This is a genomic window from Saccharopolyspora soli (assembly GCF_022678645.1).
In the GTDB taxonomy this organism is placed as follows: domain Bacteria; phylum Actinomycetota; class Actinomycetes; order Mycobacteriales; family Pseudonocardiaceae; genus Saccharopolyspora; species Saccharopolyspora soli.
In genome coordinates, this window is the sequence record NZ_JALBWV010000003.1 from 135,230 (window position 1) to 149,202 (window position 13,973).

Sequence of the window (13,973 nt, forward strand, 5' to 3'; positions counted from 1 at the left end):
CGACCATAGATCGGGCGTTGCGACCCCGCCTACGGTTCCCCCAGCCGCGGGCCCGGCGCGAATTCCACCGGCAAGTGCTTGATCCCATTGATGAAGTTCGACACCAGGTGCTCGACCGGACCGGCCACCCGCAGGTCGCGCATCCGCCAGAGCGCCTCGCGGTAGAACGCCCGCAATTGCAGCCGGGCGAAATGCGCGCCCAGGCAGACGTGCGGGCCGTTGCCGAACGCGATGTGGTCGTTGGGCGCTCGCCGGATGTCGAAGCGGTGCGGCTCGGGGAACTGCCGTTCGTCGAAGTGCGCTGAGCAGTGGAACACCACGACCTTGTCCCCGGCGCTGATGCGCTGTCCGCGCAGTTCGGTGTCGGTGGTCGCGGTGCGCCGGAAGCTGAGCACCGGCGGGTGCAAGCGCAGTGCTTCCTCCACGGCCCGGTCCAGCAGATCCGGATGGTCCAGCAGCAGCCGCAGTTGGCCGGGATGTTCGGCGAACGCGAGCATCCCGCCTGGCAGCGCGCTGCGCACCGTGTCGTTGCCCGCCACCGAAAGCAGGAAGAAGAACATCTCCAGTTCGGCGTCGGCGAGCCCGCGCCCGTCCAGTTCGGCGGTGGCCAGCGCGGTCATCACGTCGTCGGCCGGATTGCGGCGCTTGAACGCGGCGAGGTCCTGGGCGAAGGCGAACATGTCGGCCAGCATCGCCGGGGAGCGCGGGTTGACCGGCTTGCCGTCCGGTCCCATGGTGACCGCGGCGTGCTCCGGATCCTGGTAGCCGATCACCCGGTTCGTCCACTCCAGCAGCATCCGGCGATCCGACTCCGGCACGCCGAGCAGATCGGCGAGGTTGCGCAGCGGGTAGTCGTCGGTGACCTCGACCGGCAGGTCGCACGCCCCGCGCTCGATGACCTCGTCGACCAGCAGCCGGGCCCGCTCGGCCACTGCGGCTCGGAACCGGTCGACGCGCCGGGGTGTGAAGGCGCGGCTGACGAGGCGGCGCAACCGCCCGTGCTCCGGCGGGTCGAGGTTGAGCATCATGCTGCGGATGAACGGCAGATCAGCCGGGTCGGGATCGCGGATCTGGGTCGCGCCCAGCCAGGACGAGTAGACCTCGGCGGACTTCAGCACCGCGACGACGTCGGAATACCTGGTGACGGCCCAGAAGCCCGGTCCGGCTGGCCAGTCGCCGATCTGGCGCTCCCGCTGTCGGCTCACCGGTGCGTGCCGCCGCAACCAGGCGAAGTCCTCGTGCGGTACGCCAGCGGCGTACCTGCGCGGGTCGAAGACGTCCGGGACGTGGGCGGGCGCTGCCATCGCGACTCCTCTACCGGTGCCGGTGCGGATCCACTCTGGCCGGGTCACCGATCCCCGTCAACGCCCACACCATGTCCACAGTGGATTATCCGGCGGCGGGCACGGCGAGTCCTTCGGCGGGCAGGTCGGAGGCCGTGGCGTCCGGGGCGTAGCGGCGCAGCATGTCCAGGCCGAGCTGGGCGCGGCGCACCCGTTCGCGGCCCAGCGCCACCGCGGTCGGGGTCAGGTGGCTGCCGCTGGGGTAGATGTTCGGGGCGTTGCGCAGCCCGAACTTGACGTACACCGGGGCGGCGACTCGCACGATGTCGGCGATTTCGAAGTGCCGGACGAAACCGCCCATGTCGTCGGGGGCTTCAACGTAGATGTCCAGCGGCAGGTCGGTCGCGGCGCGGATGGCGGCCAGCTGTCCGATGCTCAGGTCGGTGGGCACGTTGTAGGTGTCGGCGCCGAGTTCCTCGGCGATGCGCACCGAGGCGGGGTTCGCCAGTCCCATTTGGACACTGATCTTGAACTGCATGTCCGGCGGCAGATCACCGGCAGTCCGCATCGCCGAGGCGACCTTGAGCACGCCCAGATCGGTGACCAGCACGCTGCGGATGCCCGCGTCGGCGGTGCGGCGGATGTCTTCCAGCACGTGCACCAGTTGTTCGGCGCCGCGCGCCTGGGCGGCCACCGCGCCCCCGGCCGAGGCGGTGGCCATCGGGCTGGTGTCCCACCCGGCCAGCGGTCGGGCGAACAGGCTCAGCTCGATCGAGCGCCCAGCCGCCGTGCTCGCCATGGCGTCCAACTCGTCGTCGGTGAGCAGCATGCCGCCGCTGCCCTGGGAAATGCGGTGCACGAGCACCTGCCGCGCGTCCGCCTCGGCGAGCACCGCATCGAGCACCTCGGGTCCTTCGGTGCTGGGGATCTCCACCCGGTACTGCGCGCCGTCGGGGAACCGCTTGGTGCTGGTGATCGGGGCGTCCTCGGCGGGCAATCCTTGGGACCGCAGGAATTCACGTGTCTGGCGCACCAATCGCTCCGTTCGATATTCCGAACAATGTTCGTTCGATCGTATGGCGAGCTGGATCGAGTGGTCAAGCGGCCAGTTCCGAGATGGCCGGTATCGGATACGATGTTCGAAATATCGGTCAAACAACGGACCTCCGATGTGTGACAGGGGAGGAGCGCGGTGGCACGAGCGGTACCTGCCGTGGAACGGGCCTTCGACGTCCTGGAGCTGTTCCTGGACAGCCACGAGCTCAGCGCGCCGGAGATCACCGCGCAGCTGGGCCTGCCGCGCACCACGGTGCACGAACTGGTCGGCACGCTGAGCGAGCGCGGCTACCTGATGCCCGCCGGTCGGGGCAGCAACCGGTTCCGGTTGGGAGTGCGCGGCTTCCAGCTCGGCGCGGCGTACGCCGAACGGCTCGACCTCGCCCGCGAGGGGCAGCTGGTGGCCGAGGAAATCGCCGAGCGCTGCCAGGAAACGGTGCACGTCGGGGTCCGCGACGGCGCCGACGTGCTTTACGTGGCCAAGGTCGACAGCAGCCACCCGGTGCGAATGGTCTCGGCAGTGGGACGGCGGTTGCCCGCGCACTGCACCGCGCTGGGCAAGGCACTGCTGGCGGCGCTGCCGCGCGCCGAGGTCGACGAGCTCTACAGCAACCTCCGCCTGGACGCGATGACCGAGCAGAGCATCACCAGCCGGAAGGCGTTGCGCCGCGAACTCGACGCGATCGCCAAGGACGGGGTGGCTCGCGAGTACTGCGAGTCCAACGAATCGGTGGCCTGCGTGGCCGCTCCAGTGCGCGACCAGTCCGGCCAGGTAGTCGCGGCGATGAGCATCTCGGTGCCGATCCTGCGCTGGAACGACGAGACCGAGACCGCGCTGCGCGAACTCGTCCGGGAGGGCGCGGCCACCCTGTCGGAACGGCTGGGCCACCCGCGGTCCTGACGCCGACGGTGATCGGCGGACGGCAACGCCCGCAGGGGGCGGCTACGCGAGCCAATCCGCACCCTTTCAGCGCCTGCCTTCGATCTTGTTTTTGAAGTGGCGCAGCCGCTTGGCCCACCTACGCAGCTGGCACCGCTGCGGGTTCTCAGAGGTCGTCTCGCGAGGACAACCCCGACGTGGTGAATTGGACATTCATGATGTCGGGGATCCCACAGCGAGACGGCGTCTGAGGTTCCGCCACCCGCACCGCAGCGCAAAACGAGTTTGGAAACAGGTTCGTCAGTGGCGGACGATCACCACCGGGCAGTTGGCGTGCTGCGCGCACCGCTGGCTCACCGAGCCCAGCAACGCGCCGTAGAAGCTGCCGTGCCCGCGGCTGCCGACCACCAGCAGGTCCGCGTCCGCGGCGGCGTCCAGCAATGCCTGGGCCGCGTGCGCGTGCGTGAGCTCGCGCTGGATCGGCACGGCCGGACCCGGCTCCAGCTCGATCTCGTCGACGGTGTCGTCGAGGCTCTTCTGCGCGGCCTGCTCGAAGTCGTCCGGCGGCATCGGACCGCCTTCCCAGCTGTAGAACGCGGGGAACTCCCAGGACGTGACCGCCTGCACCACAGCACCGGTCAGCGCGGCCTGCTTGAGCGCCCACCGCAGCGCGCACTTGGACGATTCCGAACCGTCCACCCCGACGACGATCTTCTTCTGGGTACCGCTGTTCATGGCGCCAGCCTCCGATTCCGCGTCCGCTGCGGCGCGGTCAGCCGCGGGCCTGTTCGACGAGCTTGTCGGACAGTTCGCGCAGCTGGGCCCTCGCCTGCTCGTCGTAGGTCTGCTCAAGTGCCCGGCATGCGCGGATTCCATGGAAGTACTCACCGGTGACCTCGTCCAGTCCCGGATCCGCGACCAAGTGCATCGTCGCCTCGACGCCCTCGGCCACCGTGCCGACCGGGGTCACACCGGCCTCGCGGACCATCGCCGTGTTCATGTACGTCGCCGGGTGCAGCGCGTTCACCGTCACCCCGCCGCCGCGCAGCCGCGCGGCGAGGTCGAAGGTGAACATGATCTGCGCGAGCTTGCTCTGCGCGTACGCCCGGCTACCGATGTAGTTCCTGGTCAGCATCGGATCGTCGAAGTCGATCGGGTGCTGACCGGCCGAGGCGACGTTGACCACCCGCGCCGGGGCCGAGGCGATCAGCAGCGATTGCAGCAGTCGGGTGAGGTGGTAACCGGCCAGGTAGTTCACCGCGAACCGCAGCTCGATGCCGTCCCGGCTCTCGGCGCGGCCGCTGCCCGGCGGCCCGGAGCCGATACCGGCGTTGTTCACCAGCACGTCGAGCCGGTCGCAGCGCAACCGGACGTCGTTGGCCAACTGCTCGACCTGCCGCAGTTCGGCGAGGTCCGCGATCAGCACGTCGAGCCGGTCCGAGCCGGTGGCTGCCGCGATCTCCGTCCGCGCGCGCTCCGCGCGCTCCGCATCGCGCCCGTGGATCAGGACTCGAAAGCCGGACCGCGCGAGGCGCCCGGCCAGGGCCCGGCCGAGCCCGCTGGTCGCGCCGGTGACGAGAACGGTTCGCTCGTTGGGTGTGCGCACGGCTGGCTCCGAATCTTCGGGTGGTGGTCACGTCCAGTGTGCGGACGGGCGTCGGAAGTTGTCATCCGCGCGTCCGCGTCGTGGGTGGCTAGCCCGACCTGGGTACCACGAAAGCGTTGTGCCGCAGGCAATCCATTGAGGACAGCGGGACGATTGGCACTGAACGTGCAGTCCTTACCCAGGTGGGTGCTTGTAACTCAGCGTAACGCGCGCTACACCTGGGGATGGTGTGGTCAACCACCACATCGAAACCCGCCGAGGGAGCGACCATGACGACCAACGAGGAGAGCTCCACCGGACGCTATCTGGTGCTGCTGGAAGACGATTCGACCATCATCGGGACCCGCGAGTTGACCCGGCTCACGGGCATCCACTGCGCGAACACCGCTGATGCCGCAGGCGCGGCGCCGGGGGAGTTGTTCCGCACAGCTGGTGGAATCGTGCTGAACGAACTGGGCATCGCGTTGATAAACGCCGGGCCCGACCAGGCGTCCGCCCTGGAACGCGCGGCGCGGGAAACCGGTCCGATCGCGGCGTTCGAACCGGAGCGGCGGGTGTTCGCCATCGGTGCGGCACCGACCGCGGCCGACGGCGAATTCACCTGGGGTCTGCAGGCGGTGCGCGCCGACCAGACCCAACCAACCGGCCGAGGTGTCCGGGTGGCCGTGCTGGACACCGGCGTCGACCTCAAACACCCCGACCTCGCCGACCGCGACATCGTCACCGGTTCCTTCGTGGATGGCCAGGAGGTGCAGGACGGCCACGGGCACGGCACGCACGTGATCGGTACCTCCTGCGGACCGCGCAGCTCCCAGGCCGGTCCCGGCTACGGCATCGCCTCGGAAGCCAGCATCTACGCGGGCAAGGTGCTCGATGACGAAGGCGCCGGAACCGACAGCGGCATCCTTTCGGGCATCCAGTGGGCCATCTCCAACAACTGCGCCGTCGTGTCGATGTCGCTGGGTGCGCCCGCGCAGGCAGGCGAGCCGTTCTCGGCGGCCTTCGAGCGGGTCGCGCAGCGCGCGATGGAGCGCGGCACGCTGATCATCGCGGCGGCCGGTAACGAGAGCCAGCGCTCCAGCGGGGTGATCGCGCCGGTCGGGCACCCGGCGAACTGCCCGTCCATCATGGCCGTCGGCGCGGTCGACCCGCAGATCCAGGTCGCCGACTTCTCCAGCGGGACGGTGGACGAAATCGGCCAGGTGGACTTCGTGGGTCCAGGCGTCGACGTCTACTCCAGCTGGCCGGGCGCGGAGCGCTACCGCAAGCTCAGCGGCACCAGCATGGCCACGCCGCACGTCTCCGGTGTCGCGGCGCTGTACGCCCAGCAGCACGCGGAGCGCGCCTGGGGGCTGTGGGCCCGGATGTCGTCGGCCGCGCGCCGTTTGACCCTGCCAGCCACCGATGTCGGCGCGGGTCTGGTTCAGGCGCCGTAGCCCTTCGAAGGTCGCCGCGCGGTCACTCGTGGTCCTCGATGGCTTGCGCGGCGACCTTCGCGCTCCTGCCGAGATCTTCGGCAGCGGCGGCGGCCTGGTCGAGTGCGATCTGCACCTCCGACGGCTCGGCCACGTCCGGTGACGCGTAGGCGCTGGCCAGGATGTCCAGTTGCCGGGCGAGTCGAGCGCCAGCAGCGGTGACGATCAGCAACGCCTCCCGTGCCGCGCTGATTTCGGCAGGCGAAATCGACAGGCTGCGTGCGCTGCTCTCCAGCTTCCGCCCCGCCCGCGCGATCGCCTCGGCACTCGCGTTGACGTCCTGCCAGCGCGAGGGCGTTCCGCTTTCCATCTAGTCGCCCCCCACAAGCGCCGGGCTTCGGCGCTCTCCGCAGTTTCCGCCCCGACCGGCCGTATGTGAAACCCGGACCGCGGGTTTCACCCGCCGAACGGGCGCACTGCGTTCGTTGGCTACCCAGAACGAGGACGCGGTATTCGTCGCGGTCAGATCCGCTTCAGGACGCGCTCCAGTTCTGCTTTCGTCATCTTCGAGCGGCCCTTGATGTCGGCGCGCTGCGCATCCGCGTAGAGCTGGCGCTTGGTGCGACCGCCAGAGCCCGACCGCCTGCCGGAGCGCAGTCCGCCGCGGCGCTGCGGTGGGATGTCCTGGGTGGCAGTGCGGCTGCGCTGCCGTGATTCACCGCGCTGTGCGCGGTTCTTGTTGACCGTCCGAGCGGCGATCTCCGCGGCGCGCTCCAAGCTGCTACCGTGCTCCAACGCCTGGTTCTTGATGTGCTCGTACTGCCGTTCCTCCTGCTCCGTCCAGCTCTGCTGCGGCACCTCGATCACCTCGCTCCCTGGACATGAGGCCACGACGTGCACCGCGTACCCGATGCGCATGGCTGTCACACGTGGGTGCGGAGGCGGGCGGCGATCACCGCGCCGACCGCTGCGATCGCGACGCCCAGGCGGCGCGAGCTGGGAACCGCGAGCCGCTGCCGGAACACGTCGTAGCCAGACTCGACGATGCGGTCCAAGATCTCGCCGTACAGCGTGAACGCGGTGGCCACGCACGGGCGCGACCAGGGAGCGAGCAGCGCGATGCCGGGCTGCGCGGCCCGGTAGCTCGCGCGGGTGCGCGCGACCTGGTCGGCCAGCGCTTGGCGCACCCGGCGGTCCGGGCGGCCGGTGCGCCTGCACCAGATCAGCCGGTCCCGGTCGACGCCGAACACGGCCAACTCCTCCATCGGCAGGTAGACCCGGCCGCGATCGAGGTCTTCGCCGACATCGCGCAGGAAGTTCGTCAACTGGAACGCGCCGCCCAGGGCCGCTGCGTAGGGCTCGGCCTCGGCGGTCGGGCACACCGTGCCGAGCACCGGGAGCAGTTGGAGTCCGATCACGGCCGCCGATCCGTGGATATAGGCATCCAGTGCCGCGCGGGTCGGGTAGTCGTGGACGGTCAGGTCCATTCGCATCGAGGCCATGAAATCGGTGAACAACGCGGGATCGATGCGGTGCCGCGCGACCGTGTCGACGAGGGCGGCCAGGATCGGGTGATCGCTGTGCCCGGCGCGCAGGCCCGCGCGGAGCTTGCGGTCCAGTTGGTCCACCGCCTGCTGCCGGTCCCGCACCGTGCACTGCTGGTCGGTGTCGTCGACGATGTCGTCGACCCAGCGTGCGAAGCCGTACAGGGCGTGCACCGAAGGCCGCTGCGCCGCGGTCAGCAGGCGGGTCGCCAGGAAGTAGGTGCGCCCGTGCGCGGCGTTCAGCGCTCGGCACCGCTGGTATGCGGCGCGCAGGTGCGGCTGGACGCCCGCGGCGTCGAGCTCGCGGCGCGACGTCGCCTGCGACCTGGGGCCCGTGTGCATACCAGGAATCTCAGCACACGGAGTGCGCGAGCGTGCGCACGGTAGTGGCCCGCGGTGAACCCGGTCACTGCCTGCGGAGTCCTATTAGGACGGTTCAGCTCAGGCCGCTCTCGGTGAGGGCCTCGTCGAGGCCGTCCAGCAACACGACGCCGAGGGTGTTGGCCACCGAGCCGGTGGCCAGTTCGCTGCGCAGGCGGTAGGCGAGCAGGCGCACCCGCCGCCGGTCCGGGCGGTCCTGCCGGGCCGCTTCGCACAGCCGCCGGGCGGTCAGTTCGATCTCGACGGTGTCGCCGTAGCGGGCGTGCACCGTGGGCAGCGCGAGCAGCACCACTTTCGCCACGCGCGTCAACCCGCTCAAATCCAGCACCTCAGCCGGTCCGGGCTGGGCGGGCACCACCGGTTCCGGTGGCTGCTCGTCGAGCACCGCGACCGCTTGCGCACGCGACCAGGAGCCGAGGTCGCCGTCGTGTCGGCCAGCGCAGATCAAGCCGGACCCGGTCAGCCCGGCGCGGGCGGGCGTGCCCTGCTGGCCGATGCCGCTGGTGGCGATCAGTTCGTGCTCGCGCAGCGTCTGCAGCACGCTGGCGAGTTCGGCCCACGAGGGCTGCAGCGCGGTGGCCTCGACCGCTGGGCTGTCGAAGAAGTCCGCCACCTCCGGGCGGAAGCGGTTGTCCTCGTAGAGGTACCGGAGAAAGGCGCGAGCTATCGACTCAAGCCTTGGCACAGTCGCCTCCAGAATGCTCGTCCACGGTTCAGGGCGAGAGGGAGGGCGGACCTTGGATTCTGCTGAAGACCGCAGAACTAACCGGCGCGACGGCCGGTGCCTGATGTGCTACCGCTGTCCCCAGTTCAGCGGATCCGCCTTGCGGCCGCCGGGTCCCGGGCGGCCACATCGCAGCAGCGTAAGCGCAGTGCTGGTGAGATCGCAGGGGTCTTTTGTCACCCACAAGCTGAGGATTTCTCAGTTGTGGCGGAACAGTCCACTGTGCTCAGGCGCAAGGGTCCGGCTCGCTGTGCGCCACGCCACGCGGGCGGTGGCTGACGGGACCGTCGGCCGCGACCCACATCCCTGGTCGCCGGCCGACGGTCTGCCGCACGTGGAACCCCCGCTGTTTTCCGCGCGCGTCGCGGGCGCTCCAGAACACCCGCCTCAACCGAGACCTGGATGGGCGGTGGATATGACGGAAGATCCGGAGAATCAACCGGTCTGATTGCCGCGGGTGGTGCGCAGTCCGTCGAAAGCGATCTTGGTCACCGCGTCGGCGATCTCCGCGGCCCGCAAGCCGCGGCTCGGCTTGTACCACTCGATGATCGAGTTGACCATGCCGAACAGCAGCCTGCTGGTCAGCGCCGGATCGACGTCCGGCCGGATGCTGCCTTCCCCTTCGGCCTGCTTGACCAGTTCGCTGACCACCTGGTCGAACTCGCGCCGCCGGGCCAGCGCCTGCCGCTCGACCTTGGTGTTGCCCCGCACCCGCAGCAACAGCGTGACGAACGGCAATTCGGCCACCAGCACTTCGATGCTGCGCCGGACCACGTGTTCGAGCCGGTCGATGGCCCGGCCGGTGGTCGACGCCTCTTCCTCGGTGACGGCGAACAGCGCGTCCAGCGCGCGGTTGACGCTCAACCGCAGCAGTTCGTCCTTGCTGGCGACGTGGTAGTAGATCGCCGACTTGGTGATGCCCAGCCGCTGGGCGAGGTCCTCCATGCTGGTGCCCTCGTAGCCGCGCTCGTTGAACACCCGGACGGTGACGTCCAGCAGTCGGCCGAGGTCGTACCCCGGCCGACCTCGGCGGTTCGAGCGTCCAACGTTCGCAGCCATGGCCTGCAGTATTTCAGCCGTGCGGGCTGGGATCGCGTTGGTCGTCGATTCGGCGCAGCTTGCCGACGGAGCGTTCCAGGGTGTCCGGGTCCAGCACGCTCACCTCCGCGCTGATGCCGACGCCTTCCTTGATCGCGCGCACCAGTTCGGCTTCGGCCGGGTCGCGGCGGTCGCTGGGGCAGTCGGTGCGGGCCTCCACTCGCACGGTCATCTCGTCCAACCGGCCGTTCCTGGTGAGCAGTAGTTGGAAGTGCGGCGACAGCCCTTCGGTGCGCAGCACCAGCTCCTCGATCTGGGTGGGGTAGACGTTGACGCCGCGCAGGATGATCATGTCGTCGGTGCGCCCGGTGATCCTGGTCATCCGCCGCATCGGCCGGGCGGTACCGGGCAGCAGCCGGGTCAGGTCTCGGGTGCGGTAGCGGATGACCGGCATCGCCTGCTTGGTCAGCGAGGTCAACACCAGCTCGCCTTCGACGCCGTCGGGCAGCACCTCCCCGGTGCCCGGCTCGATCACCTCGGGGTAGAAGTGGTCCTCCCAGATGTGCAGTCCGTCCTTGGTCTCCGCGCACTCGTTGGCCACTCCGGGACCCATCACCTCGGACAGGCCGTAGATGTCGACCGCGTCGATGTCCAACCGCTGCTCGATCTCCTGGCGCATCTGCTCGGTCCACGGTTCGGCGCCGAGGATGCCGATGCGCAGCGAGGTGGTGCGCGGGTCGACGCCCTGGCGTTCGAACTCGTCGATCAGGGTGAGCAGGTAGGACGGGGTGACCATGATGATCTCGGGGCGGAAGTCCTGGATGATCTGCACCTGCCGGGCGGTCATGCCGCCGGAGGCGGGGATGACGGTGCAGCCCAGCCGCTCGGCCCCGTAGTGCGCGCCGAGCCCGCCGGTGAACAGCCCGTAGCCGTAGGAGACGTGCACCTTGTGGCCCGGCCGCCCGCCCGCGGCGCGGATGGAACGCGCCATCAGGTCGGCCCAGGCGTCCAGGTCCCGCTCGGTGTAGCCGACCACGGTCGGCTTGCCGGTGGTGCCGCTGGAGGCGTGCAGGCGGCGAACCTGCTCCATCGGCACCGCGAACGTGCCGAACGGGTAGTTCTCCCGGAGGTCCTGCTTGGTGGTGTGCGGGAACTTCGCCAGGTCGGCCAGGCTCCGGCAGTCCTCGGGTCGCACACCCGCCGCATCGAACTTGTGGCGGTACAGCGGCACGTGGTCGTAGGCGTGGTGCAGGGTCCACCGCAGGCGTTCCAGTTGCACGGCGGCGAGCTCGTCGGCGGAGTACCGCTCGGCGGGGTCGAGTTCGGCCGGATCCGGCGCCGCTGCGAGCCGACGCGGCGAGGTCACCCCTGTCATGGTTTGGCTCCCTCGGTGTTGAGCGATCGGCTGTGGCCCCGGAACTCGGCGATCAATTGGTCGCCGCAGTGCACCGAGACGTCGTAGATCCCGCTGCGGCCGAACTGGGACCGCTGCTCGGCGCGCGCGATGAGCAGGTCGCCGCGCCGGGCGGGGCGGATGAAGGTGATGTCCGCGCGGGCCGCGACGGTCGTCGGGCCGTGGCTGTTGCAGGCGCAGGCGAAGGCCGTGTCGGCCAGCAGGAAGAGGTAGCCGCCGTGGGCGATCCCGTGACCGTTGACCATCGCCTCGGTGATCCGCATCCGGGCGCTGGCGTGCCCGCTGCCGGTCTCGACGAGCTCGATGCCCAGTGCCTGGGAAGCGCGGTCGTCGTCGAACATGGCCTGGGCCGGGTTGCGCGTCGTCGCGCCGGGCTCCTGCACTTGGTCCACCGCCTCGAAACTGAACGAGTAGTCGGTAATCAATACCGCGCCGCCGGGTGCTGTCAAGGGTCTCCAGCAGGGCGTTCGAACTGGCTCGGTACAGCCGAATTTTGCCGCATCGGGTGGTGTTCGGAACTCCTCGCGAGTGCTACATTTTCGAACGAATGGTCAGTTAAAGAATCCGGTCGGAGGAGGTCGGGTTGGATGGTGGCCCTGCGGAGCTACGTCAACGGTGACTGGCACGCGCCATCGGACGACGGGGTCCCGCTGCACGATGCGGTGACCGGTGCGGAGGTCGCGCGGATTTCCTCGGCCGGGATCGACATGGCTGCGGTGCTGGCGCACGGGCGCGACCGGGGCGGCCCCGCGTTGGCGGAGCTGACCTTCCACCAGCGGGCCGCGCTGTTGAAGAGCCTCGCGTCGTACCTGCGGGAGCACCGCGGGGAGCTGTACGCGCTGTCCGCGCGGACCGGCGCGACGCTCGCCGATTCCAAGTTCGACATCGACGGCGGCATCGGAGTGCTGTTCGGCTACTCCAGCAAGGGACGGCGGGAGCTGCCCGACGGCACCGTGTACATCGACGGTGGGGTCGAGCCGTTGAGCAAGGGCGGCACGTTCGTCGGCCAGCACGTCTGCACGCCGCTGCAGGGCGTCGCGGTGCAGATCAACGCGTTCAACTTCCCGGTCTGGGGGCCGCTGGAGAAGTTCGCGCCCGCTTTCCTGGCCGGGGTGCCCAGCCTGATCAAACCGGCCAGCCAGACCGCGTACCTCACACACCGGTTGGTCGAGCTGGTGGTTTCCTCCGGCTTGCTGCCGCCGGGCTCGCTCCAGCTGATCTGCGGTGGCGTGGGTGATCTGTTCGAGCACCTGACCGACCAGGACCTGGTGTCGTTCACCGGCTCGGCGTCCACCGGCCAGCGGCTGCGCAACCACCCCGTGGTGGCGGCGAATTCGGTCCGGTTCAACGCCGAGGCCGATTCGCTGAACTGCTCGATCCTGGGGCCGGATGCCGCGCCGGGCACCGACGAGTTCGACCTGTTCGTCAAGCAGTTGGTCACCGAGATGACGGTCAAGGCCGGGCAGAAGTGCACCGCGATCCGGCGCGCGCTGGTACCGGCGAACCGGATCGACGACGTGGTCGCGGCGACCGGGGCGCGGCTGGCCGAGGTGGTCGTCGGCAACCCGGCTTCGGCGGAGGTGCGGATGGGTGCGCTGGCCAGCGTGGAGCAGCGCGAAGAGGTCCGACGGTCGCTGAAAGCGCTGCTGGAGGCCGGGCGGCTGGTGCACGGCGATCCCGACCGGGTCGAGGTCGTCGACGCCGATCCGGAGCGCGGAGCCTTCCTGTCGCCGCTGCTGGTGCGCTGCGACGACCCGGACCAGCCGCAGCCGCACGAGGTCGAGGCATTCGGTCCGGTCAGCACCGTGCTGCCGTACGAAACCACGGCACAGGCCGTCGAGTTGGCGCGACGTGGCAAGGGCAGCTTGGTCGGTTCCGTGGTGACCGCAGACGCGACGTTCGCGCGCGAGGTGGTGCTGGGCGCGGCGTCGCGGCACGGCCGGATGCTGGTGCTCAACGGGGACAACGCGGCGGAGAACACCGGGCACGGCTCGCCGTTGCCCGCGCTGGTCCACGGTGGACCGGGACGAGCCGGTGGCGGCGAGGAGATGGGTGGCGTGCGCGGGGTGCTGCACCACATGCAGCGGACCGCGGTGCAGGCCGACCCCGCGACGCTGACCGCGATCACCGGCCAGTGGGTGGCCGGAACTCCGCGCAACATCACCGAAGCGCACCCGTTCCGCAAGTACCTGGACGAACTGCGCGTGGGCGACACGGTCGTCGCCGGGCCCCGCACGGTGACGTTGGCGGACGTCGAGCACTTCGGCGAGTTCACCGGCGACACCTTCTACGCGCACACCGACGAGGAAGCGGCGAAGGCGAACCCGTTCTTCGACGGCCGCGTCGCGCACGGCTACCTGGTGGTGTCGTTCGCCGCCGGGCTGTTCGTCGATCCGGATCCGGGCCCGGTGCTGGCCAACTACGGGTTGGAGAACCTCCGGTTCCTCACCCCCACCTATCCCGGCGACGAGATCACCGTGACGATGACCGCGAAGCAGATCACGCCGCGGGTGGGCGCCGAGCACGGTGAGGTGCGCTGGGACGTCGACGTGACCAACCAGGACGGCGCCTCGGTGGCCAAGTACGACGTGCTCACGCTGGTGGCCAAGCGGCTGGAGACGCGGGGGTGACG

Annotated in this window: 14 protein-coding genes; 3 read left to right on the plus strand and 11 right to left on the minus strand. The window is 69.7% G+C overall.

All coding sequences use genetic code 11. The annotated features are described in order from the left end of the window. Positions 1 to 29: 29 nt before the first annotated feature. Both MOQ72_RS03480 and MOQ72_RS03485 read right to left on the minus strand, forming a co-directional pair. A complete protein-coding gene (locus MOQ72_RS03480; protein ID WP_242180496.1) occupies positions 30 to 1,304 on the minus strand; it encodes a cytochrome P450 in 1,275 nt (424 codons plus the stop codon). Between the two features lie 85 nt (positions 1,305 to 1,389). After that, positions 1,390 to 2,316 (minus strand): U32 family peptidase, encoded by a 927-nt coding sequence (locus MOQ72_RS03485; protein WP_242180497.1) that lies wholly within the window; start codon positions 2,314 to 2,316, stop codon positions 1,390 to 1,392. A gap of 159 nt (positions 2,317 to 2,475) precedes the next feature. Here MOQ72_RS03485 and MOQ72_RS03490 point away from each other — a divergent pair, with 159 nt between their 5' ends. Next, a complete protein-coding gene (locus tag MOQ72_RS03490; protein WP_242180498.1) occupies positions 2,476 to 3,240 on the plus strand; it encodes an IclR family transcriptional regulator in 765 nt (254 codons plus the stop codon). 279 nt (positions 3,241 to 3,519) lie between these two features. Here the strand turns inward: MOQ72_RS03490 and MOQ72_RS03495 are convergent, their stop codons facing one another. Together MOQ72_RS03495 and MOQ72_RS03500 are read right to left on the minus strand one after the other, a co-directional pair. Continuing rightward, on the minus strand, positions 3,520 to 3,954 hold the full coding sequence (locus MOQ72_RS03495) for a universal stress protein (protein ID WP_242180499.1): 435 nt from the start codon (positions 3,952 to 3,954) through the stop codon (positions 3,520 to 3,522). Positions 3,955 to 3,991: 37 nt separating this feature from the next. After that, positions 3,992 to 4,825: an SDR family NAD(P)-dependent oxidoreductase gene (locus MOQ72_RS03500; RefSeq protein WP_242180500.1), complete on the minus strand. Its 834-nt coding sequence runs from the start codon at positions 4,823 to 4,825 to the stop codon at positions 3,992 to 3,994. Positions 4,826 to 5,094: 269 nt separating this feature from the next. Here MOQ72_RS03500 and MOQ72_RS03505 point away from each other — a divergent pair, with 269 nt between their 5' ends. After that, positions 5,095 to 6,261 (plus strand): S8 family peptidase, encoded by a 1,167-nt coding sequence (locus MOQ72_RS03505; protein WP_242180501.1) that lies wholly within the window; start codon positions 5,095 to 5,097, stop codon positions 6,259 to 6,261. Positions 6,262 to 6,283: 22 nt separating this feature from the next. Here the strand turns inward: MOQ72_RS03505 and MOQ72_RS03510 are convergent, their stop codons facing one another. The 7 genes from MOQ72_RS03510 to paaI all read right to left on the minus strand — a co-directional run bounded on the left by MOQ72_RS03510 (position 6,284) and on the right by paaI (position 11,682). Beyond that, a complete protein-coding gene (locus MOQ72_RS03510; protein WP_242180502.1) occupies positions 6,284 to 6,610 on the minus strand; it encodes a hypothetical protein in 327 nt (108 codons plus the stop codon). Between the two features lie 152 nt (positions 6,611 to 6,762). Then, positions 6,763 to 7,098 (minus strand): plasmid stabilization protein, encoded by a 336-nt coding sequence (locus MOQ72_RS03515; RefSeq protein WP_242180599.1) that lies wholly within the window; start codon positions 7,096 to 7,098, stop codon positions 6,763 to 6,765. A 65-nt stretch (positions 7,099 to 7,163) separates the two neighbouring features. Then, positions 7,164 to 8,126: a phytoene/squalene synthase family protein gene (locus tag MOQ72_RS03520; protein WP_242180503.1), complete on the minus strand. Its 963-nt coding sequence runs from the start codon at positions 8,124 to 8,126 to the stop codon at positions 7,164 to 7,166. A gap of 94 nt (positions 8,127 to 8,220) precedes the next feature. After that, on the minus strand, positions 8,221 to 8,850 hold the full coding sequence (locus MOQ72_RS03525) for a hypothetical protein (RefSeq protein ID WP_242180504.1): 630 nt from the start codon (positions 8,848 to 8,850) through the stop codon (positions 8,221 to 8,223). 474 nt (positions 8,851 to 9,324) lie between these two features. Next, positions 9,325 to 9,948, minus strand: a complete 624-nt coding sequence (locus MOQ72_RS03530; RefSeq protein ID WP_242180505.1) for a TetR/AcrR family transcriptional regulator — start codon at positions 9,946 to 9,948, stop codon at positions 9,325 to 9,327. Between the two features lie 13 nt (positions 9,949 to 9,961). After that, positions 9,962 to 11,302 (minus strand): phenylacetate--CoA ligase PaaK, encoded by a 1,341-nt coding sequence (paaK, locus tag MOQ72_RS03535; RefSeq protein WP_242180506.1) that lies wholly within the window; start codon positions 11,300 to 11,302, stop codon positions 9,962 to 9,964. Further along, a complete protein-coding gene (gene paaI / locus MOQ72_RS03540; RefSeq protein WP_242180600.1) occupies positions 11,299 to 11,682 on the minus strand; it encodes a hydroxyphenylacetyl-CoA thioesterase PaaI in 384 nt (127 codons plus the stop codon). The genes paaK and paaI overlap by 4 nt, the downstream gene beginning before the upstream one ends. 246 nt (positions 11,683 to 11,928) lie before the next feature. On the opposite strand from paaI, the gene paaZ reads away from it, so the two are divergent. Then, a complete protein-coding gene (gene paaZ, locus MOQ72_RS03545; RefSeq protein WP_242180507.1) occupies positions 11,929 to 13,971 on the plus strand; it encodes a phenylacetic acid degradation bifunctional protein PaaZ in 2,043 nt (680 codons plus the stop codon). Positions 13,972 to 13,973 lie beyond the last annotated feature (2 nt).

Bases quoted from the DNA above. Each gene is read 5' to 3' on its own strand.
- MOQ72_RS03480 (WP_242180496.1), bottom strand. From the start codon at position 1,304: ATGGCAGCGCCCGCCCACGTCCCGGACGTCTTCGACCCGCGCAGGTAC.
- MOQ72_RS03495 (WP_242180499.1), bottom strand. From the start codon at position 3,954: ATGAACAGCGGTACCCAGAAGAAGATCGTCGTCGGGGTGGACGGTTCG.
- MOQ72_RS03505 (WP_242180501.1), top strand. From the start codon at position 5,095: ATGACGACCAACGAGGAGAGCTCCACCGGACGCTATCTGGTGCTGCTG.
- MOQ72_RS03510 (WP_242180502.1), bottom strand. From the start codon at position 6,610: ATGGAAAGCGGAACGCCCTCGCGCTGGCAGGACGTCAACGCGAGTGCC.
- MOQ72_RS03520 (WP_242180503.1), bottom strand. From the start codon at position 8,126: ATGCACACGGGCCCCAGGTCGCAGGCGACGTCGCGCCGCGAGCTCGAC.
- MOQ72_RS03530 (WP_242180505.1), bottom strand. From the start codon at position 9,948: ATGGCTGCGAACGTTGGACGCTCGAACCGCCGAGGTCGGCCGGGGTAC.
- paaK (WP_242180506.1), bottom strand. From the start codon at position 11,302: ATGACAGGGGTGACCTCGCCGCGTCGGCTCGCAGCGGCGCCGGATCCG.
- paaI (WP_242180600.1), bottom strand. From the start codon at position 11,682: ATGTTCGACGACGACCGCGCTTCCCAGGCACTGGGCATCGAGCTCGTC.
- paaZ (WP_242180507.1), top strand. From the start codon at position 11,929: ATGGTGGCCCTGCGGAGCTACGTCAACGGTGACTGGCACGCGCCATCG.